Origin of the sequence: Niallia sp. FSL W8-0951, from assembly GCF_038006525.1 — a bacterium.
Taxonomy (GTDB): Bacteria; Bacillota; Bacilli; order Bacillales; family Cytobacillaceae; genus Niallia; species Niallia circulans.
In genome coordinates this window covers 899,986-920,209 of the sequence record NZ_JBBOVK010000001.1, presented here as the reverse complement: position 1 = coordinate 920,209, position 20,224 = coordinate 899,986, and the positions used below count along the sequence as shown (strand labels likewise).

Below are 20,224 nucleotides of genomic sequence, written 5' to 3'. Positions count from 1 at the left end.
TCCAAACACTCTAAGGAAAGCATCATTAGTTCAAATAATATCTAAGTTTTTTAAAACCCTTTGTTTTAAATAATTATACTGTTTCTCATTTGTATCCATATATGCTTCTTCTCTGTTTGAAGGACTATCTAAGTATACGATAGCTTCTCTAAATTGAGATGCTGTAAAATCGTATCGTTTTCCATTCAAAACATTATAAAAATGCCATCCATCAGGAAGTTTAGTTTTTTTAATTTCTCCACCTAATATATCATTTACTACTAATGTGGTTACACCACAATGTCCCTTTGCTGGATTGTCCTCACTCCATTTTGAACTTGATTCTAAAGACCAAGATTTATACAGAGCTTCTTCAATCTGTTTTATTTTTAATGAGATATTCTCCATATAATTCAGTTCCCCCTTTTACAAAAGCGTATTTTTCCTTATTGGCATTATTCCATTAATCAATTCATCTATTGTTTTCAAAGCAATCTTGCCTGTTACTTTCAAAAAAATTTTGCAAAAAGAAAATGATGGGAAACCTTCTCAGATTAATGAATAACCAATTCGCAGATTTTAACATATTGAAATAAAATGTCTATTCGTGTTGAACATTCTTATACTTTAACCATTCATCAATTTCCGATTTCATAAACCTTTTTTGATTATCGATTTTTAAGTAGGGAATAAATTGATATGTATCATAACTACTTAATTTAGCCCTTTCCAAATCATCTTCCTTTATGATTTTTCCTATCGCTTCCTCACTTATCTGAAGATATTCGGAAAGTTGAGTGATTGTCATTAAATCAGGGATAGCTTGCTTATTAGTGGTTTTATTCTCTAAATCTTTAAAGTTATCACTTAAAATAAATGCAGCTAATACTATTGCTATTCCCAATATTAATACACCAACTATATAGGTTTTCTGTTTCACGCTTCAACCCTCCATAACGTAATTTTCCTTATTAAATAATGTATATCAACCATTTCTCTCTACTCCATACTCTACTAGAGAAGGCTCATTATAAATCTTTTAATCCACTAAAATCCTATCTCCTTTACTTGTCGGTTGAGAAGTCACCAAAAACTCTACTTCATTATTTGATTTATTAAACATCTGGTGTGGCACTAAAGGTGGAACCTCTATTCCCTCGTGCGGTTTTAAAGTTATTTCTTTGCCGTCAACTTCAATCGTTGCTACTCCTGATAAAACATAGAAAAACTGGCGCGCGTGTTGATGATAATGTCTTACTTCTGATGTATGAGCAGGCATACGTTCATGAATTATACTCAAATCTTGATTCTTCACTAAATGCCATCCATCACAATTATCTCCCCATAGGTAATGTTCCGCATTGCTTTTATTTTTTTTCACTCTTTTTCTCTCCCCCCTTATATTAATAACACAACTCCATCCATCCTTCTTCCTCTTTAACTGCGAGTTAATTATTCTCGTCATTCATAACCATTTGGATGAAATGTTGGGCAGGCATTGAAAGTTCATCTTCTCTTCTCCTGCAGATGGAGATAGGGTTTTTTAACTCAATCCCTTCTACATTCACCTTTGCTAAATCTCCACGAGCAATATATTCTTTAACTTCTAGAGACGAGGCAAAAGTAACCCCATAACCTTCCATGACAACCCTAATCGCTTCATTTAATCCATTAATTTGTAAGCCGACGGTTGGTTGATTAATGCTGTTTATTGTACATAGCGAAACCAACTTTTCACGTGCAGAACTGCCCTTTTCTCTAAATACAAATGGCTCGCACATAATTTGATCTAATGTAACCTTTTTTAAAGCAAACTTATGGTGTTTGTGCACTACAAACCACATTTCATCTTCAAATAATTCTCTTCTGGTTAGAAATGGATGGAATTCTCTTTTCCCACCGATGAAAGCTATTTCTGCCTGATAATTAATTAATTGATCCATCGCTTTAAGCGAATTAGTAGTAGTTAATTCTACTTCAACCTCAGGATATCTTCGCTTATATTTTGCAAGCCATTTAGGCAGCAGGAAATTTGCTGGAAGATAGGTTGCAACAATGCGCAGCTTTCCGATCGACCCATTTTTATATTGTTCAAGATATACTTCCATTTCTCCTTCAAGAGAAAACACTCTTTTAGCGTGTTTGGCAAGTTCAATCCCTGCTTCCGTTAATAAAATCCCCCTCCCTTTTGGAGCTAATAAAGTCATCCCTATCTCTTGTTCTAATTTTTTTATTTGTGCTGTTACAGCAGGTTGACTTATATTCAGCTCCTCTGCAGCACGAGTAACATTTCCTTTTTCAGCAACAATGTGAAATAGCTTCAAAGCGTGAAGATTCATATTACACCTCTAGATTCATAGATAAAAGTTATCAATGACAAATAAATATATATTAGATTTATTTATTATTTTCTTTTATTCTAAAATTACAAAAACTAATTCGCAATAAAAATTTTCTTTTAAAGAGGTGAATGGGATCTACAAGATACCCAAATAATGATGAAATTTGTATGTATTGAGTGTAAGAAAGAATCTACTTCAAACGAGTTTGTATATCATTGTTCATGCGGCGGTCTGCTTGATATTGTGCATGACTTTCAACATTATGATGCTGACTTATTAAAGCATTTATTTAAAGAACGTCTTTCTGAGCGGATGACACCTTATGCAAGTGGTGTATGGAGATACAAAGAGTTAATCTTTCCTGAGTTGCCTGATAACTTTATTGTCACAAAATATGAAGGGAATACAGGATTATATGCGTCAGAATTACTACAAACTTATACAGGGCTTAAACAAGTTTATATCAAGGCACAAAGTGAGAACCCTAGTGGTTCATTTAAAGATAACGGCATGACTGTTGCTGTTTCTCATGGCAACTCCTTAGGGTATAAGAAGTTCACTTGTACGTCAACCGGGAATACTTCTTCTTCTTTAGCGATGTACGCATCCATTGCTAACGCAGATTCTTATGTGTTCGTCCCAGATAAAGATATCTCTTTAAATAAGGTTCTGCAGACAGTTTCTTATGGTGCAAAAGTGTTTAGTTTTCCGGGGACTTATGATGACGGCATTCATTTTTTGGAAAAATATAGCAATGAACTTGAATTATATGTTTGTAATTCTATCAATCCATTTAGAATAGAAGGACAAAAAAGTATTATTTATGAAATCGCACAGTATTTAAACTGGGAACTACCTGAATGGATAATCGTTCCTGGTGGTGCTTTAAGCAATGCAACAGCATTAGGAAAAGGATTATCTGATTTATATACGCTGGGATTAATAAAGAAAATGCCGCGAGTGGCAGTTGTTCAAGCAGAAGGTGCTAGTCCGTTTCATAAAATGGTGTCCCAACAACAAAAGGAACTTATTCCTGAGCCTGTTCCATACACTCGTGCTTCTGCGTTGAATATCGGTAATCCACCAAGCTGGAAAAAAGCGCTGCAAACTCTATTGCAAACACAGGGAGTTACTATATCTGTAACGGATGAGGAAATTCTTGATGCTAAAGCTATGATTGATAAAAGTGGAATTGGCTGTGAGCCTGCTTCAGCGGCAACAATTGCCGGACTGCGCAATTTAGTTTCTAAGCAGGTAATTGATAAAGAAGAATCCGCCTTATGTATTCTGACTGGAAATATTCTCAAAGACACGGATGTTTTAAAGTACTACCATCATGAGGAAAATACCAATGCCACCTATAAAAATACCATCCATCATACCAATCTATCACGAAACAGCATAACTAATAGCATGAACGGTGAAAAATGAAAGTCGAAAGAACTTGACGGCTGATCGAAATTCTTTTTATGAATCTACTTTAACAAAAACGTTCCTACCTCTACAGGAACGTTTTTATTACTACATTTGTATATCCTATTTAATTTTTTTAAATAACGCTCGATAAATAGTTGACTTAAGCAAGCATTTTGGCTAGAATAAGAAAATAATGACATTATACTATTAAATGAGGTGTTAAAAATGATAGATGTGCAGAGTAAGTTTGGATTTGAATTCAGAAAATTCAATAGATTTTACACAGATGTTTTAGGGTTCCTTAATGAACATATCTATAATAGCCCTTTTTCATTAACAGAAACTCGTATTCTCTTTGAAATTTATAATACAGAAAATTGTACAGCCAAAAATATTCAAGAAAGATTAGATTTAGATGGCGGTTATGTAAGTAGAATTATCAAAAAATTCGAAAAAGAGAAAATGGTTTATAAGCAAAAATGTAAAGATGATGGCCGTAATCATCTTTTATATGTTACCAGTCATGGGGAATTGATTTACAAAGAGTTGGAGAAAAAAGCTAATCAGCAAGTAGAATACATACGCGAATCTTTGAACCCTGAACAGCAGCAAAAGCTGATAGCCTCCATGTGTACAATCCAAGAAATTCTTTCTGCCTCATTTAACGAAAAAAACGAGGAAGCCGTTTCTATTAGAAGTTATTATACTTTAGAAGATATTAACAACATGATTAAACAACAATGGTTATTTTATAATCAAGTCCATAAATGGGATTATAGTTTTTTAGCCTATCTTGAGGAGACATTTCATGCTGATATCGAAAGAATCTGGATTGCAGAAATAAATCGTGAATTTGCAGGCTGTATTGGCTTAGTGAATGATGGCAATAAAGTAGGACAGTTAAGATGGTTTTTAGTAAATCCATCCTTTCACAAAAAAGGAATCGGCACCCAACTTATTAACGCTCTTATCCAATACTGTAAAGATCATGATTATGAACGAATTTTTCTTTGGACCGTTAGTGATATGGTGACAGCCAGACCACTATATAAAAAATTCGGATTTGAAATAATGGAAATACAAGAGAAAAAGTCTTTGTGGGGAGCCGATTTAATAGAAGAACGCTGGGATTTAGATCTTAAAAAAAGCTAATCACTATTATTTGAGGGGTAAATATGCAAAGAACATTTCATTACGCATGGATTATTGTTTTTGTTACATTTTTGACTTTTTTAGCCGTTCAAGGTGTTCGCCTTTCATTTGGAGCATTTGTTGAGCCATGGGAAACAGATTTTTCCATGGATAGAGGAACCATTTCTCTTATCTCTACTTTGAGTTTTGTCATCTATGGGCTGTCTCAACCACTTATTGGGAGACTAGTAGATAAATGGGGGGCTCGTCTCATTTTATCCTTTAGTACTTTCCTAGTAGGAATAAGTATTTTTCTTACAGCTTTCGTAACACATCCCTGGCAGTTATTCTTTCTCTATGGAATTATGGTTTCTCTCGGTGTGGGAGGAGCATCCAATGTAGCTGCCACAGTAGTTGTAACCAATTGGTTTAACGAAAAACGTGGACTTGCGTTTGGAATTATGGAGGCTGGCTTTGGTGCAGGACAAATGCTTCTCGTCCCTGGATCTCTTTTGCTGATCCATTTACTAAATTGGAAAATGACCGTAGTTATCTTAGGCGTCTTTTTAGTGCTTTTTGTCTTTCCTATCGTTCTTTTATTTTTGCGAAATCATCCTAGAGAAAAAGGGGTAGTTCCTATTGGCGGCGAAATTGCCGAAGACGATACAGTTCCAAAAAAGACTCTAGACACAAACGCTTCCATAGGTAATGTCTTTCTAAAAAGACAATTTTGGTTTTTAATTTTACCTTTTGCAATCTGTGGTTTTACTACCACAGGATTAATGGATACACATCTTATACCATTTTCGCATGATCATGGTTTTTCAACAAGTGTTACTAGCGCTGCCGTAAGTATACTTGCTGGGTTTAATATTATTGGTATCTTACTATCTGGTATAATAGCTGACCGCTGGAGCAGCCGCAAAATGCTATTTCTATTATATGGAATGAGGGCAATATCTATTGGGATTCTCTTGTCTAGTCACAATCCTGCATTATTACTTATATTTGCAGTAATCTTTGGATTGGTCGACTTTGCTACTGTTGCTCCAACTCAATTGCTGGCAACGCAGTATTTTGAGGAATATTCCATTGGATTCATTTTAGGGTGGCTATTTCTTAGTCATCAAATAGGATCGGCATTGGGCGCCTATTTACCAGGCTTCTTTTATAACGAAACAGGTAGTTATACTATTTCTTTTTATTTTTCCATAATAATCTTAGTAGGAGCAGCCATCTTAAACATATTCCTTCCTGAACCTCATAAGATTACACAAAAAGAAAAATAGCCGTTCAAAAATAGCTACAAGATTAAAGGTAAGCCTAATAAACTGGCTTACCTTTCTATTAATTTACCCTGTTATGTTGACTAAATTTATTCGAAATTAATCAAGATATTACTTTATCCAATTTTCCTAATAATCTTTTATACTTTGATAAAGTTTCTTGATCTTCTATCTTAATACCTGATTGGAAAAATGTAACGTCGCCAGTTCCCTCTTTATTTATTAGATTCTTTTCTTCAAGAATTCTTTTTAAATTCTTTGCTGTTCCCATACTTCCAGAAATTATATTCGTATTATCAGGGAAAATTGCTCTTATGCTGTTTTCAAAATATGGGAAATGGGTACATCCAAGCACAATTGTTCCATATTGCGTGATATCGAACGAAGCCAATTGTTCTTTTAAATAAGGAATTACTTTCTCTTTCCTGAATTCAAAGTTCTCAGCAAATAGGACAAGACCAGGAAGAGCTAAACTGTCAACAATATCATGTTGGTCCAAACTTCTGACAAGATTATGAAATTTTTCTTCTTGAAGAGTTAAATTAGTTGCCAATACTAATACCTTTTTTTGTTTTCCTTCACAACTTTGAATTGCTGGTTTTACGGCAGGTTCAATTCCCAAAATAGGAAAATCATATTTATGGCGAAGATCGTCTACGGCGATACTCGTTGCCGTATTACAGGCAATCACTAATGCTTTAATGCCTTGATCAGCTAAGAAGTCTGCTGCACTAAAAATATAATCTCTTACTTCTTCTTTCGATTTTTCACCATACGGAACATGTAAGGTATCTGCATAAAATAAGTAATCCTCATTTGGAAGCAACCGCACTGCTTGGTGAAGAACACTCATTCCACCAATCCCAGAATCAAAAAATCCTATTCTCACTACTTTTCAACCTTCTTCTTATGTATTTATATCACTTATTAAGAATACCATTTTTTCTAAACATTTTTAAGTTCTAACTTTTGTTTAGGTAAACTGTCCTTTATAGTTAGAAGAGTTTGCGGAACTATAATGTAACAAAAAACGTCTACTACCTTTATGGATTATATTTTTTAAATCGAAATTATGAAAGCTATCTAATGAATTAGGAGTCCCTCAAGTGTATAATATTATGAATTTTCCTATCAGAGCAGCAATGCTAAACAGGCATTGCTACCCAATGTCCGGCTGAAACCTCTTTAAGGAGCGTATTCTCCACCTCATATTTAACTTGTCGATTATCTATTGGATCCATTTTTTTCTTATTTTTTTCTATCTTCGGATCAGGGATTGGGATGGCGGAAAGTAATGCCTTCGTATAATCGTGTAAAGGATTGGAATAAAGCTCTTCGCTTTCGGCAATTTCTACTATTTTCCCTGCATACATGACAGCGACTCTGTCACAAATATGTTTCACCATAGCTAAGTCATGAGCAATAAACAAATACGTAAGACCCAGTTTTTGTTGCAATTCTTCTAGGAGCTTTACTATCTGTGCTTGAATGGACACATCCAACGCAGATAACGGTTCGTCACAAACGATGAAAGATGGCTCCACTGCCAGTGCTCTTGCAATGCCAATTCTTTGCCTTTGCCCGCCTGAAAATTCATGTGGATAACGGTAAGCGTGACTAGCTTCCAACCCTACCATTTCTAATAACGCTTCTACCCTTTTTAAACGGTGATGGGGATCTTTATATAGCTGATGAATATCTAGCGCCTGGCCAATAATATCAAGAACTTTGAACCTTGGATTAAGACTTGCATATGGATCTTGAAAAATAATTTGCATATGACGTCGAAGCATTTTCAACTCTTTCTTATTTAGTCGATTAACAGGAATTCCCTGAAATAGGGTTTCGCCACTAGTTGGCTCATGCAAGCGTAAAATCGATCTTCCTGTCGTTGATTTACCAGATCCTGATTCTCCCACAAGCCCTAATGTTTCACCAGCATGGATATGAAAACTAATGTCATCTACTGCTTTTAATATTTTCCCCTTGCCAAGATCAAAATGCTTGTTTAATGAATTAACCTCAAGGATTGGATGAAGACGCGCTTCTGAAGTTATACTGACTTTTCGTTTCACCTTCTTCTTCTCATCAAGTCTTGGTAAAGCATTTAGCAGCTTTTTTGTATAGGCATGCTTGGGCTGCTCAAAAATGTCCTCTGTTGTGCCAGTCTCTACTATTTCTCCTTCTTTCATCACTACAACACGATCACACATTCCTGCCACTACTCCGAGATCGTGTGTAATTAGAATGATAGAAGTGCCGAATCGCTGCTGCATCTCCTTCATCAAAGCAAGAATCTGAGCCTGAATGGTAACATCTAATGCCGTAGTTGGCTCATCTGCAATTAGAAGAGTTGGCCGGCAAGCCAATGCCATTGCGATTACTACTCTCTGCCTCATCCCGCCTGAAAATTCATGTGGATACTGATTAAATCTTTCATCGGGATTCCTTATACCAACAAGCCGCAGTAATTCCATTGCCTGATTTTTCGCTTGTGATTTTGACAGACGTTGATGCTTAGAAATCCCTTCTGCAATTTGCTTCCCAACTTTAATCGTAGGATTTAAAGAAGTCATTGGATCTTGAAATATCATTCCAATATCCTTCCCGCGAATCCCTTCCATTTCTTTTTCCGTTTTTTCTGCTAGATTTTCTCCCAAAAATGTTATATCGCCACTTTTCAAGTGAGATGGCGGGGATGGTAGTAGTCGCATAATAGAACGAGCTGTTACGCTCTTTCCACTACCGGACTCCCCAACTATACCTAATGTCTCTCCCTTTTTAATATCAAAACTAACTCCCTTTACCGCTTCAAGCTCTTGTTCATTTGAAGTAAATGAGACTCTCAGATTATCAACCTTTAATACTACTTCCATAATCTCCCCCACTATCTTTTTTCTTATTTCTCGTTTTCTTTCAAACTATGTATTGATTTTTCTGATATCTACAAATAAAATATACTATACAGGTCGGAATAATGCAATTTAAAGAAAAAGGGGGGAAACAATACTTTGGAACCTGTTCATGTAAAAAGCACCAACGTTAGTAATCGTACTAGAGCATTCTGTAATCTTGTACAAGAAAGCTTTATAAAGCTTCAAAAAAGACCTGTTTATCGCTGGGCAATCTATATTTTGGGCTTGCCTCTCACACTCTTCGCCTTGTTCCTGTATTTGTTCAAGAAACAGAATGATCCTTCAAAAAAATCTATGGAAGAAATAGAAGAACAATTACGTAAAGAAGGGCATTGGGAAAGCTTACATAAAAAATTTCGCTTACAACTAGAAAAGAAGGTACAATTTTTCAATCAAGCACATACACACTCTGAACTAAATAAAGAAGCAAGAAAATGGGCGAATGAGCAATTTCAAACGGACATAATGGAAAGAAGCAAGGAAAAAATGCTTGCGTTAGGAAACAAGAAGGTATCCTTTTCAGAAACCTTCCTAGCTTTCATCACAAACAAAAAGATAATTTCCCTTTTGTTTTTACCTGGTTTACTGATGTATGTATTTTTGCTGATCTGTATTAATCCCTATCTAAAGTTCATCCTAGAGCGATTAATAATGAGCATTTTTGTCATTTTTGGCGTAACACTTCTTGTCTTTACTATTTTATATTTTTCACCATTTGATCCGGCAGTTAATATCCTTGGGGAAACAGCAACGAAAGATCAGATTGCCAACTTTAATCATATCTATGGTCTTGATCAGTCTTATTTTCACCAATTGATACAAGCCTTTAAAGGAATTTTCACCTTTGATTTAGGCAATTCCTACACAGGAAATGAGGAAGTCGCAAACAGTATTGCAAGAAAGTTTCCAATCACATTTACACTTGCTTTTATTTCGCTTATTATGGCAATCCTTATTGCGATTCCTATAGGCATTATTTCAGCAACTAAACCTAACTCTATTTTTGATTATAGTTTTATGTTTATTGCTTTAATCGGTTTATCTATTCCAAATTTTTGGCAAGGGTTAATCTTTATTCTTAATTTTTCGATTAAATTAAAATGGTTTCCAGCTACATACGTACCTGATAATTGGATTTCCATTATCATGCCTGCAGTCGTTCTTGGAACTGGTCTTACTGCTTCTATTGCCAGGATGATGCGTTCTTCTACCCTTGAGATTATTAATGAAGATTATATTATCACCGCAAAGGCAAAGGGATTAAGCAAGTCAACTGTAATATGGAGGCACGCTGTCACTAATGCCATGATTCCCGTCATTACCGTCATCGGTCTATTGTTTGGCGGAATGCTTGGTGGAGCAGCTGTGACAGAAAAAGTTTTTAATATTAGCGGAATAGGAAGCTTTATTGTTGATAAGCAATTCATACCTGATATTCCGAGTATTTTGGGCGGAGTGGTTTATATTGCCATAACGATTTCCCTAGTAAATTTATTAATTGACGTATTGTATGCATTCTTTGACCCACGTATACGTACGAAAATGAAACAATATTAAAGCAGGTGTTACGATGTCTAATACTACGGTAGATACACCACATTACCGAAGAAAACAAGCACAGAAAGTACCTTTAGAATATTCACAAGCAGTTTTTTCCTTAATCGTTTCTCTTATTCTGACCATCATTTTCTTAATTAATGGCTTTGATTATTCATCAGCTGTGATTAAACCATTTTTCTTAAGTGCATTTGCTGCCTATCTATTCGTATCAATCATACAGGTATTGATTACATGGAAGATTAAACAAAACCTGAAGCAGTTTGGCTCTATTCAAAAATCAACAAGAAAATGGGGATATTTTCAGTTATTAAGTGTACTGGTTGGGAATGTATTTACTGCTTCATCCGGACTATTACTAATTAAAGAAAACAAATCAATTGACTATATATTTGCTGTTTACATGCTACTAACACAGTTTTTTGTGATTGCTGTTTCTGCTTTAAATTTGTTTAAACCATATGTTGCAGATACGTTTTTACTAGGCATGTATATTCTCATTGCGATTTCTTTTTTTTATCTTTACGTCTTTTATTTTCTATTCAAAAAAGACAGAAGTACTTTAAACGCTACAAAAGTTATCGTACTTTCTTTAATCTTGTTCCTTACTGCACTATCAGGGAACTTATTTGCCCTTCTTTTAGGAATAAATTTCTTGCGTGATTTAAGAAAAGAAAAACAATCTGGGAAAGCTGGATGGAATACAACGTGGAGGAAAATAACCAATAATGCTTCTGCCATGCTTGGCCTATTCTTTATTATTTTTCTGTTTGCTTTATCTATATGCAGTTATCTGACATTCGATAAAGATATGGCAATGGAGAATAATTACGGTGCCATCCTTCAGACACCCAGTCTTGCCTATCCTTTAGGTACAGATGATTTTGGTAGAGACCTTTTTTCTAGAATTATTTTTGGAGCAAGAATTTCATTAACTGTAGGGTTTCTATCTACTATTATTCCATTATTTGTCGGTGGGTTCTTAGGTGCCTTAGCTGGTTATTATGGTAATCGAGCAGATAACGTAATCATGAGACTATTGGATGTATTGTACGCTATTCCTGGTATTTTACTTGCAATTGTCATTATTGCCGCATTTGGTTCGAACACTATCACCCTCATTATCGCTTTAAGTGTTGGATCTATCCCAACATATGCACGCACGATGAGAGCAAATATTCTCATGATTACGAATCTCGAATATATTGAATCCGCAAGAGCATTGGGAGCAAATAATTTTACCATCCTGTTTAGGCACGCAGTTCCAAACTCGCTTGCACCGATGATTGTTAAGTCAACCCTTACTATTGGCAGTGCTGTGATAGCTACAAGCAGTTTAAGCTATCTTGGATTAGGGGTTGAACCGCATATTCCAGAATGGGGGAATATTCTAAAAATCGGGAGTGCCTATCTTGAATCCCATTCCTATCTTGCCATTTATCCTGGATTATGCATCATAGCCTTAGTCCTTTCCTTCAATTTTTTGGGAGACGGTCTTCGAGATGCATTGGATCCTAAGTTAGATTAATAAAAAAATATATTTAGGGGGAATTTTGCATGAAAAAGAGTTTATTAGCCTTCTTGCTTGTCTTTGTTTTAGTCGCGGCAGGATGTGTCAATACGAAATCAAGTGTTGAGGAAGACAAAGGGAATGATGGGAAAACAAGTGCAAAACCTACCATTGAAATCTTGGGCAGCAGCACAAGTGAGTCTGACATCAATATTTTAAGAGATCAATTAATAAAAAATGGATTTGATGTTAAATTAAATCTTCAACCAGACTATGCGAGCTTCAAAGCGCAACAAGATGCTGGAAATTATGATGTTGCGGTATCTAGCTGGACGACTGTAACAGGTAACCCAGATTATGCAGTACGCTCCCTCTTTAAAACAGGCGGAGATTATAGTATTTTAGCAGATGAAGACATTGATACTTTAATTGATAAGGCAAGTACGCAATCACCGGATGAATATAAAGAAACATATAAGGAATTAGAACAAAAACTAGTATTTGATAAAGCTTATATCGCTCCTTTATACATTTCTTATAAAGCCCAAGGAGTAAATAAAGAAGTCTTGGATCCAGCAACTGTTCGACTTGCAAAATCTAGAGCAATCGCTTGGGAAACAATTGACTTTAAAGATACTTCCAAACGAAATACGGATCCATTAATTGTTCAACAGGCTATTTCTACACTGACATCTCTTGATCCGATTAAAGGAAATGATGGATCTATTAATACATTAAACACAAATATGTATGTCCGTTTAATTAATTTAACAGATGACGACCAAGTCACTGCGGAAGGATCTCTATCTCATAATTACAGTATCGCTGATGGAAATTCTGAATATTACTTCTTACTAAGAGATGATATTAACTTTGCACAAATCAAAGACAAGAAAGCTGTTGACACTGGAGAAAGAGTTGGTGCAGACGATGTTATCTTCTCGCTTGACCGCGCCAAAGACAAAAATTCTGTTCCGGATCACCGTACATACAGCCTTCATGAACATATTAAAACAACGGAGCTTGTGACAGATTTAGCAAAATTAAATGCGAAAGAAGCTGGAAGCGGCACAACCATAAAAGCAGCACTAGAAAAAAATCTTGACAAGGAAATTACGGAATTAGTCTCTGATAAAAAAGATGCAAATAATAAGGAAGGCAAATATCAAGTAGTTAAAGTCACTACTACTGAGCCATTCCCCCAAGTTTTAAATTATTTAGCCCATCAATCTGCAGGTATCGTTTCGAAGAAACAAGTAGAAAGTATTAATACGTATGATGTAGCTTCCTTTGACATTAATAAAGACATTCCTTATGGGGATCAAAATACAGTAACTGAAGGCGACAAATATAATAATACATTATTTGCTAGCGGTCCCTATATTCTTTCTTATAAAAATGATTACGAAGCAGTATTCTTAAAGAATCCTGCATACCAAAAAGGTACCGATTTTGAGCCGAAAATTTCTACTGTTCAAGTACGCTTTATAGCAGATGCTGATAGCGCCCTTTCTTCTTTACGAAATGGGGAAATTCACCTTTTCAATGGAGTACCTGAAACGAAATATAATCTAGTGGAAGAAGATAGCAAGCTTACCCTGCAACGCCAAGAAAGTAACGGTGTAACCTACTTATTATTCAATACGAAAAATAGAGAAGTAGCGAATAGTGATGATTTAAGAAAAGCAGTATTGTATTCTATTAATCAAGACGACTTTATTAACTATTATCAAGGCAATAAAATTAAAGCAGTTTCAACCGTAAGTCCATTAGTAGAGACTGGCAATGAGTTAAACGCCGATGCTGATAAAGTAAAAGAGTATTTAAAAAAGTACAACGAAGGTAAATAACTATTCCTCTCTCTATCCTATCTTTTAGTTAGGATGGAGAGAGTTTCCCACCAAAAACCAAATTCTCATCCATTTTTTCTATAGATATTCTTCTAATTAACTTTAGATGGTGTTCTCTCCTATTTATGAGTAAAAATGCTCCCCCTAACCTTTTTTGCAAAGGTATTGTGAATCAAGAAGCTTAGCATATTATCCATCACCATTTTTTTGATTAAAGAATTACTTCCTTTATTTTTTCAAAAGTATTACTAATAATCTCTCTTGAGAATTCTTAAATTCGTTAATAATAATGAAATAATCAAAATAAGAATAGCCAATGCCCACCAGAAGGCATTAATGGGCGCATCATGCTCCACAATAATTAATCTTACTATAGCTGTAATACCAATATAAATGAGATAGCGTAATGGAAAATGAAAATGCGAATCAAAATACTTGATTATTAAAGCTATAAATTCGAAGTATAAGAAGAAAGTAAGCAGTTCCTCAGTAAATAAATAATAATCTCTTTCATCCTCTGTTACAAAAGCGACATAGGAAAAGATAAACCATGTTTCTTTTATAAGAAGAAAACTCAATGTTATCCCTATAAGAAACAAACAGCTATTCAATAATACTTGTAAAAATATAGGCAGTTGCGTAAAAAACTTGATTAGATTAGCTCTAACACTTTGCATCCATCTAGCTCCTTTTATTAGGTATGTTATCTATTTAATATGAGCCATATTTTTATTATTAACCATTAAAAAGGAGGCTTTTTAATACTTCTCATTTACATCATCTTATTCCAAATCTATGCTCCTAAACAGGCTATCGCTAATATAAATCCCCTTTCTTAATGACGTATTATGCTGTAAATCTTTCCTCTCACCATACCTCTGTCTTCGGACCTTTCGTTAAAACTTTATTTTTTGACATTAACAATAGCAATTTTGAGATAACTGTTTCTCACTCTTCTTTGCTATGTTAAATCCCATTCGACAGGTTTACAATTGTATAGTATAATTTTCCTTTATTGGTATGAAAACAATAACACTTAATCTATAACGTAAAGGACTTACTTTCGCCTTACATATAAAGATATAGTCTGAATTCTGCGTTATCATAAATAATAGGAGGAGATTTCCATAGAAGACTTGATTTTACAAATGATAGAGGCCTTTAAAGGACTTTCGTATTTTGGTATTATGCTTGCATTAACTTTTGAATTTGTTCCAGCAGAACTGGTACTACCTTTAGCTGGCTATTGGGTATATGAAGGAGATATGAATTTATATGGGGCTATTTTTGCAGGTTCGATCGGCGGTGTATTGGGACCACTCACTTTATATGCATTAGGCCGTTATGGCGGAAGAGCAGCAATTATGAAGTTCAAGAAATTTTTTCTCTTAAAGGATGAACATATTACTAAATCGGATCAATTTTTTGAAAAATATGGTGGAAGTATCGCCTTTTTAGGACGATTTATTCCGTTAGTCCGAACGGCTATTTCGATTCCTTGTGGAATGGCCAAAATGAATATATGGAAATTTATCATATATACTTATTTAGCCATGCTTCCCATTACAGCGATGTATGTCTATTTGGGCTATAAATTAGGACCTCAATGGAAAAAAGCGGGCGAAGTATTTGGTCAATATACGAACTATTTATTAATCCCTATCGCAATATTTATTATTATTTGGCTGTTTGTAAAAAGGAAAAAGATGAAGGTGAAGGTACAGTAGTTGAAAAGAGACTAGCCCCAGCATGTATTTAAAACATACTGGAGCTAGTTTCTTTTTTCCTGTAATAATAGATAAAGTGAATAGTAGCAATACCTCTTTGCTCGCTATCGAGATTACTGCTAAAATCGGAAATGGAAAATTTACCTGTCATTGGATTTTTATTTTTACCCATCCTATTAAATGGAGGTGGTAAAGATGAAAAAGGAAATTCCAGTTGAGTTTACGGGAAAGGTTCTCGATCAACGAAATAATCTTACTGGTCCAGATGATTCAGGAAAAGCTTCCTATCCAAAAAGGCCAAAACATGTATCCATCCAAGAATCGAAAAGAAAATAATTCAAAATCTGCCCTCTGTCCCATCAAGGGGGCTTTTCTATTGCCTCTCCTCCCCTATATTTCTAACTGTCCAGCGATTTAGCTTATCCTTTCCAATATTCTCCGTTTTTGATAAAGCATATTTGCAACTTCTCCTACCTCTTTTATGGCCGCTTTATTCGTATAGGCACCAAAAATCATTCCGGCTACTGGTATCATTTGAAAAAGTTTTTTCCATCCAAAATTATCCCGATAAGAAGCAAACACCTCTCTCCACCCTTGCAGCTGTGCGAAACCTTCCTCCTTAGAGGCATTGGTCAATTCATTTAAAATGGCTCTTTTTCCAACTATATCAGAAGACGTAAATTGCATACATTTAATCATAAATATTCGCTCTTCCTTATCTGAAGGGTCGTAACCATATGCTAATGCTACTTCTTGGATGGTTTTTAATGTAATTCCAAAGATAAGGGGGATATCAATAGCTAGTGTAAAAATACCGCCAAAACCAGTAGTAGCCCCTTGAAGTTGGGCATTTTTCGCACGATTTTTGATAAAGGCTTCTGCTGTCTGTTCCATAGAATCAATCGGAAAATATTTTATATCTTCCAATTTCACATCTTCCTTTAACGATAATTCTTTTTTAACTTTATACAATGTTTTCTCATTATCCACTAGATACTGTCCGCCATTATCAATATATACGGCAATTTCATCTAATAGTATATGTATTTTCTCTTGGATGTATGTCGGTGTCAATTTATCCAACAGCACAAATGGGAGTCTTCCAATTTTTTCCCAAAAGAACAAACCTTTTTGGTTTTTCTCCCATTTTTCAATATTCTTTAATTTTTTTCTAAGCAGCTTTTGATTTTCCATTTCTTTATTTTTGTTTAACTGTTCCATTTTTTTCTCCCAATTTTCGAATTATCTTTAAATGCATAATGAATTGCAATGACGAGATATGATTCCACTCGATTTTTAAGATAATCATTTATTCGAGTTTTCATATAAAAAAGATTCATTAAAAAGGCCGTTATTCTACTCGCTGCTCATGCACTCTTCTATCTTACTAGGGAGTCTATTGCTCACTATATGAATCAATAACGCTAGCGCATATAGAGATTTGGCATAGATATAAAATAGTATACCAACGATTCCATTCATTATAGTTAACATATCCCCAAAAGAAAGTTAATGTCGTATTAGCAACGAAAAAACACCCAGAATATAAAATAAATCATAAATTTATTTTTTTCTATTGGCATAAAATTCACATACACAATGTCAATAGAGGCATGCAGTGTTATTTGTATGATTAAATCATACAATATTACTTTATAGCAAGACGATCGTCCAATTCGAATTAAATCCTTTTCCTCTCCTTTGGTATTCCCTATTTCGTAATCACTTCAATATCCTCATGCGTAGGTTTTTCCGTTGTATAAGTAATCCAATAGGTATATTCTCTTGAAAAATCATCAGTAAAATGCTCTAGATAGGTTACTGCTTTGGCCGATTCACCCAGCACCTTTACCTCTTTAACAGTTGTATTTCCTGTTGGCATCGTAAGAGTAACAGATGGTCCATCCTCGCGTTCAAATATCATAGAGCTATCAACAGATACTGTACGATCCTCTGGTCCCGCTGCCCATTTTACTTTCCCTTCCTTATTCTTCAAAATGACTAAATCAGGATGATGCGTATTGCCGCTTTCATGTTTGTTTTTAAAAATAACATAAATGAAATCATCTTTGAGATCATAATCAATAACTTCTTTATCCTTTAAATGATGTTCTGCCATCACAGTAGTGATTTGTTCTTCAAGAGAACCAATATTAGCAGATTTCACATCAGTCTCTTTCCCTTCATTCGAACAACCGACCAAAATAACCAATATAAAAAAAGTTGCAAGGATTTTTTTCATAATTAAACAGCTCCAGACCTTTTATTCGGGTTTGTATAAGAAAAAAGCTGCTCAATCACAACTCTTCCCTTATTATTTTTTATTAGTATCTGTGTAATTATCCATTAATTCAAGACAGGATCTAAACATTTAATTATCGCTTTTTTTAAATTCATCTTTCAGATTTTCTATAAATTCTTCGTTTAAATTATATCCTGAAATAATCATCCGTCTCCATTATGCCTTCTTTTTCCTTTATCCCTAATAGATGCTCTATTAAAATATAATCATTACCTTCCCATCGATTTAGGGATATCGATAATGCATGGTATTGCAGCTCTCCCCCGTTCTTGTTCTTTAGAATTTCCATCTATGCTTTCAGCAATTTCACTTGGAAGTGTTTTTCTGCCAACTCTATATCTCTATTAGTTAAATTACTTAACGTATAGCTGCTCTCTTCTTCACTCCAAACATTCATCATAAATCCCCTTTTTAAAATTCGATTATTACAAGAAATTAAATATAATAGATAGGCATTATTATTGACGCTAAAAAAGCAAAATAACTTCTCCCCACTTTTCATGACAAGAAAAGCATCCCAGAAAGGATGCATTATTCGTAATCTTATGCTTTATATAAAATAACGGCTGTATAAATGCCCTCTTCTGTTATTGGTTCATTGTTCACAGCGAACTTAATATCGATTACTTCATGATTTCCCAATTCCTTTAACGCTTTATTTAAATGGTTCTCGAAATTTTTATCGTTCTCCGAAATAACTTTTGTCTGAATCATAAGATAGTACCTTCCTATTCCTAATTATTTCTTATATCCTTAGATAAATTACTATCCTCATCAATAATAAACGCAACAATCTTTCCGCTTTCCGAAAAATTCACTTGCCCCTTAACCTCATATTTTTCTATTGGAGAGCCATCGTCCTTTTTATAATCAATAATAGCCGTGTAATCATAGATATTTTGCTGTTTTTCCTTTTGGGCTACTTGAACGTCCTTTATCTTCATTTCACTGTTTTCTGGACTAGCTGCTATATAGCTTAATGCGTAGGTTCCTGTATACTTATCATACATTTCTTCGGTAAAAGATTCCTGATACTTCTTCTTTAAGTAAGAATCCAGGTCACTTGATGAGCTTGTATTTTCGTCATTCCCGATCATCGTGTAATTATTTGGATCTTCTAAAATGTCCCGAAGTTCTTTATTAGGCACTGTAAATGTTTCATTCAATACAGTTTCAAGTGTACTAATGTTTTTGTCTTTTGATTCCGCTTCAACCGAACAGCCCGCTAATGCTGCCACCATGACTATTAATAAAATAGAAGCACATTTACTAAAAAATTTATTCATTTTCTTCCTCCTCTCTCTAAAGGGATACGTTTGAATAATCAAAAAGTTTCAAATTAAAATAAAAGGTCTATACAAAAAAAAGACTTTGCTGGTTTTTGAAATAGAGCTGGCCATTCAATTATAGTTAAAACCACGTCTACTTCTCTCTCTATATCCACATTAAGAGAACCATAATAGAAGATTCATACTTACATAATAACCCTATTAGGATTTGGAAAAGCTGAAATATTGGGCATAAAAATACCCTGCTTATTGAGCAGGGCGAAGGTGAGGGAAGTAACAGAACATCCCGCCACTCACTATAACGAACCATTTTTTTATCTGTATATTCATCGTTATTTGTTAAAACGAACTTTTACCACCAAAGAGGGAAGAATGGACCAAATCTTCTTATTCCAAAGAATGGGAATCCAATTAATCCAAACCTTCTAAATGGGAATATTAACCGACTATCCTCGCTTGTATGATGACCACTTACCAATAAGTATACATTTTCATCATCGTAACTATGCAGAATACCTTGGTGAACTTCTCCATCTCTTGTTTCTATTTGAATAAATTCAAATAAGTGCTTGTGACATTTAGGATGAAACTTGTGTTTATAATGATCATGATCCTTTTTATGGTGATGATGATGGTGATGGCTGGATAAATGATGACTTGAAGATTCCATTAAATCTCTATTATTTTCCATGGCATTAGCCTCCTCTTATAGATTCACTGTAGTGTATGCTCAAGTGAAAATAAGGTTCAACTTTTAGTTTGACCATTTAATAGATATTTAGAACCATATTACATAGCATCCGTTTTTTTATCTTTTGTAAAGAAAAATACAAATATTGTTATCGCCAAGGCAATTAAGAACTTACTGCCCATGGAATCATTTTTTATCGTTGGTAAATCTGTTAAGGCCATTTTTCTTC

At 34.5% G+C, this 20,224-nt stretch carries 21 protein-coding genes; 8 read left to right on the top strand and 13 right to left on the bottom strand.

What is annotated here, in order from left to right; translation table 11 throughout:
* Window positions 1-30: 30 nt before the first annotated feature.
* The 4 genes from NSS71_RS04145 to NSS71_RS04130 all read right to left on the bottom strand — a co-directional run bounded on the left by NSS71_RS04145 (window position 31) and on the right by NSS71_RS04130 (window position 2,318).
* Complete coding sequence (locus tag NSS71_RS04145; RefSeq protein WP_047940099.1) at window positions 31-387, bottom strand: YunG family protein; 357 nt, start codon at window positions 385-387, stop codon at window positions 31-33.
* 193 nt (window positions 388-580) lie between these two features.
* Entirely contained in the window at window positions 581-919 is a 339-nt protein-coding gene (locus NSS71_RS04140) for a helix-turn-helix domain-containing protein (protein ID WP_095257521.1), read from the bottom strand.
* Between the two features lie 99 nt (window positions 920-1,018).
* Window positions 1,019-1,360 carry a cupin domain-containing protein gene (locus NSS71_RS04135; RefSeq protein ID WP_095257522.1) on the bottom strand — a complete coding sequence of 114 codons (342 nt, stop codon included), beginning with the start codon at window positions 1,358-1,360 and terminating at the stop codon, window positions 1,019-1,021.
* A gap of 67 nt (window positions 1,361-1,427) precedes the next feature.
* Window positions 1,428-2,318, bottom strand: coding sequence for a LysR family transcriptional regulator (locus tag NSS71_RS04130; protein WP_047940096.1), 891 nt, complete (start codon window positions 2,316-2,318; stop codon window positions 1,428-1,430).
* Between the two features lie 159 nt (window positions 2,319-2,477).
* Between NSS71_RS04130 and thrC the strand changes: the two genes are divergently transcribed.
* The 3 genes from thrC to NSS71_RS04115 all read left to right on the top strand — a co-directional run bounded on the left by thrC (window position 2,478) and on the right by NSS71_RS04115 (window position 6,157).
* The gene (gene thrC / locus NSS71_RS04125; RefSeq protein WP_341151959.1) at window positions 2,478-3,752 is read left to right on the top strand and encodes a threonine synthase; all 1,275 of its coding nucleotides are present in this window, start codon (window positions 2,478-2,480) and stop codon (window positions 3,750-3,752) included.
* Window positions 3,753-3,962: 210 nt separating this feature from the next.
* Window positions 3,963-4,889 (top strand): bifunctional helix-turn-helix transcriptional regulator/GNAT family N-acetyltransferase, encoded by a 927-nt coding sequence (locus tag NSS71_RS04120; protein ID WP_061796617.1) that lies wholly within the window; start codon window positions 3,963-3,965, stop codon window positions 4,887-4,889.
* 23 nt (window positions 4,890-4,912) lie between these two features.
* A complete protein-coding gene (locus NSS71_RS04115) occupies window positions 4,913-6,157 on the top strand; it encodes an MFS transporter (RefSeq protein ID WP_061796619.1) in 1,245 nt (414 codons plus the stop codon).
* A 100-nt stretch (window positions 6,158-6,257) separates the two neighbouring features.
* Here NSS71_RS04115 and murI read toward each other — a convergent pair whose 3' ends face one another.
* Together murI and NSS71_RS04105 are read right to left on the bottom strand one after the other, a co-directional pair.
* The gene (gene murI / locus NSS71_RS04110; RefSeq protein ID WP_095257525.1) at window positions 6,258-7,043 is read right to left on the bottom strand and encodes a glutamate racemase; all 786 of its coding nucleotides are present in this window, start codon (window positions 7,041-7,043) and stop codon (window positions 6,258-6,260) included.
* 256 nt (window positions 7,044-7,299) lie between these two features.
* Window positions 7,300-9,030 carry an ABC transporter ATP-binding protein gene (locus NSS71_RS04105; RefSeq protein ID WP_047940092.1) on the bottom strand — a complete coding sequence of 577 codons (1,731 nt, stop codon included), beginning with the start codon at window positions 9,028-9,030 and terminating at the stop codon, window positions 7,300-7,302.
* 135 nt (window positions 9,031-9,165) lie between these two features.
* Here NSS71_RS04105 and NSS71_RS04100 point away from each other — a divergent pair, with 135 nt between their 5' ends.
* Genes NSS71_RS04100 through NSS71_RS04090 form a run of 3 tightly spaced genes read left to right on the top strand, consistent with a single transcriptional unit; the run spans window position 9,166 to window position 13,986 of the window.
* Entirely contained in the window at window positions 9,166-10,626 is a 1,461-nt protein-coding gene (locus tag NSS71_RS04100; protein ID WP_445668924.1) for an ABC transporter permease, read from the top strand.
* Window positions 10,627-10,639: 13 nt separating this feature from the next.
* Complete coding sequence (locus NSS71_RS04095) at window positions 10,640-12,154, top strand: ABC transporter permease (protein ID WP_095257527.1); 1,515 nt, start codon at window positions 10,640-10,642, stop codon at window positions 12,152-12,154.
* A gap of 29 nt (window positions 12,155-12,183) precedes the next feature.
* A complete protein-coding gene (locus tag NSS71_RS04090) occupies window positions 12,184-13,986 on the top strand; it encodes an ABC transporter substrate-binding protein (RefSeq protein WP_047940090.1) in 1,803 nt (600 codons plus the stop codon).
* A gap of 248 nt (window positions 13,987-14,234) precedes the next feature.
* Here the strand turns inward: NSS71_RS04090 and psiE are convergent, their stop codons facing one another.
* Window positions 14,235-14,663 carry a phosphate-starvation-inducible protein PsiE gene (gene psiE, locus NSS71_RS04085; protein WP_341151301.1) on the bottom strand — a complete coding sequence of 143 codons (429 nt, stop codon included), beginning with the start codon at window positions 14,661-14,663 and terminating at the stop codon, window positions 14,235-14,237.
* Between the two features lie 450 nt (window positions 14,664-15,113).
* Between psiE and NSS71_RS04080 the strand changes: the two genes are divergently transcribed.
* Together NSS71_RS04080 and NSS71_RS04075 are read left to right on the top strand one after the other, a co-directional pair.
* Entirely contained in the window at window positions 15,114-15,713 is a 600-nt protein-coding gene (locus tag NSS71_RS04080) for a DedA family protein (RefSeq protein WP_047940087.1), read from the top strand.
* A gap of 195 nt (window positions 15,714-15,908) precedes the next feature.
* Window positions 15,909-16,049, top strand: coding sequence for a hypothetical protein (locus NSS71_RS04075; protein ID WP_156485381.1), 141 nt, complete (start codon window positions 15,909-15,911; stop codon window positions 16,047-16,049).
* Between the two features lie 78 nt (window positions 16,050-16,127).
* Here NSS71_RS04075 and NSS71_RS04070 read toward each other — a convergent pair whose 3' ends face one another.
* From NSS71_RS04070 to NSS71_RS04045, 6 genes are all read right to left on the bottom strand, one after another.
* Window positions 16,128-16,907 (bottom strand): EcsC family protein, encoded by a 780-nt coding sequence (locus tag NSS71_RS04070; RefSeq protein ID WP_047940280.1) that lies wholly within the window; start codon window positions 16,905-16,907, stop codon window positions 16,128-16,130.
* Window positions 16,908-17,424: 517 nt separating this feature from the next.
* A complete protein-coding gene (locus tag NSS71_RS04065) occupies window positions 17,425-17,955 on the bottom strand; it encodes a hypothetical protein (protein WP_341151300.1) in 531 nt (176 codons plus the stop codon).
* 603 nt (window positions 17,956-18,558) lie between these two features.
* Complete coding sequence (locus NSS71_RS04060) at window positions 18,559-18,729, bottom strand: sporulation protein Cse60 (protein WP_082138201.1); 171 nt, start codon at window positions 18,727-18,729, stop codon at window positions 18,559-18,561.
* 20 nt (window positions 18,730-18,749) lie between these two features.
* Window positions 18,750-19,301 (bottom strand): hypothetical protein, encoded by a 552-nt coding sequence (locus NSS71_RS04055; RefSeq protein ID WP_341151299.1) that lies wholly within the window; start codon window positions 19,299-19,301, stop codon window positions 18,750-18,752.
* A gap of 355 nt (window positions 19,302-19,656) precedes the next feature.
* Window positions 19,657-19,995, bottom strand: coding sequence for a hypothetical protein (locus NSS71_RS04050; protein ID WP_047940084.1), 339 nt, complete (start codon window positions 19,993-19,995; stop codon window positions 19,657-19,659).
* A gap of 98 nt (window positions 19,996-20,093) precedes the next feature.
* Window positions 20,094-20,216, bottom strand: coding sequence for a hypothetical protein (locus NSS71_RS04045; RefSeq protein WP_268874790.1), 123 nt, complete (start codon window positions 20,214-20,216; stop codon window positions 20,094-20,096).
* Window positions 20,217-20,224 lie beyond the last annotated feature (8 nt).

Excerpts from the sequence above, each read along its gene's own strand:
- NSS71_RS04050 (WP_047940084.1), bottom strand. The coding sequence starts at position 19,995 with ATGGAAAATAATAGAGATTTAATGGAATCTTCAAGTCATCATTTATCC.
- NSS71_RS04055 (WP_341151299.1), bottom strand. The coding sequence starts at position 19,301 with ATGAATAAATTTTTTAGTAAATGTGCTTCTATTTTATTAATAGTCATG.
- NSS71_RS04075 (WP_156485381.1), top strand. The coding sequence starts at position 15,909 with ATGAAAAAGGAAATTCCAGTTGAGTTTACGGGAAAGGTTCTCGATCAA.
- NSS71_RS04145 (WP_047940099.1), bottom strand. The coding sequence starts at position 387 with ATGGAGAATATCTCATTAAAAATAAAACAGATTGAAGAAGCTCTGTAT.
- NSS71_RS04090 (WP_047940090.1), top strand. The coding sequence starts at position 12,184 with ATGAAAAAGAGTTTATTAGCCTTCTTGCTTGTCTTTGTTTTAGTCGCG.
- NSS71_RS04115 (WP_061796619.1), top strand. The coding sequence starts at position 4,913 with ATGCAAAGAACATTTCATTACGCATGGATTATTGTTTTTGTTACATTT.
- NSS71_RS04130 (WP_047940096.1), bottom strand. The coding sequence starts at position 2,318 with ATGAATCTTCACGCTTTGAAGCTATTTCACATTGTTGCTGAAAAAGGA.
- NSS71_RS04045 (WP_268874790.1), bottom strand. The coding sequence starts at position 20,216 with ATGGCCTTAACAGATTTACCAACGATAAAAAATGATTCCATGGGCAGT.
- NSS71_RS04095 (WP_095257527.1), top strand. The coding sequence starts at position 10,640 with ATGTCTAATACTACGGTAGATACACCACATTACCGAAGAAAACAAGCA.
- NSS71_RS04120 (WP_061796617.1), top strand. The coding sequence starts at position 3,963 with ATGATAGATGTGCAGAGTAAGTTTGGATTTGAATTCAGAAAATTCAAT.
- NSS71_RS04070 (WP_047940280.1), bottom strand. The coding sequence starts at position 16,907 with ATGGAAAATCAAAAGCTGCTTAGAAAAAAATTAAAGAATATTGAAAAA.
- psiE (WP_341151301.1), bottom strand. The coding sequence starts at position 14,663 with ATGCAAAGTGTTAGAGCTAATCTAATCAAGTTTTTTACGCAACTGCCT.
- NSS71_RS04065 (WP_341151300.1), bottom strand. The coding sequence starts at position 17,955 with ATGAAAAAAATCCTTGCAACTTTTTTTATATTGGTTATTTTGGTCGGT.
- NSS71_RS04060 (WP_082138201.1), bottom strand. The coding sequence starts at position 18,729 with ATGATTCAGACAAAAGTTATTTCGGAGAACGATAAAAATTTCGAGAAC.
- NSS71_RS04105 (WP_047940092.1), bottom strand. The coding sequence starts at position 9,030 with ATGGAAGTAGTATTAAAGGTTGATAATCTGAGAGTCTCATTTACTTCA.
- thrC (WP_341151959.1), top strand. The coding sequence starts at position 2,478 with ATGAAATTTGTATGTATTGAGTGTAAGAAAGAATCTACTTCAAACGAG.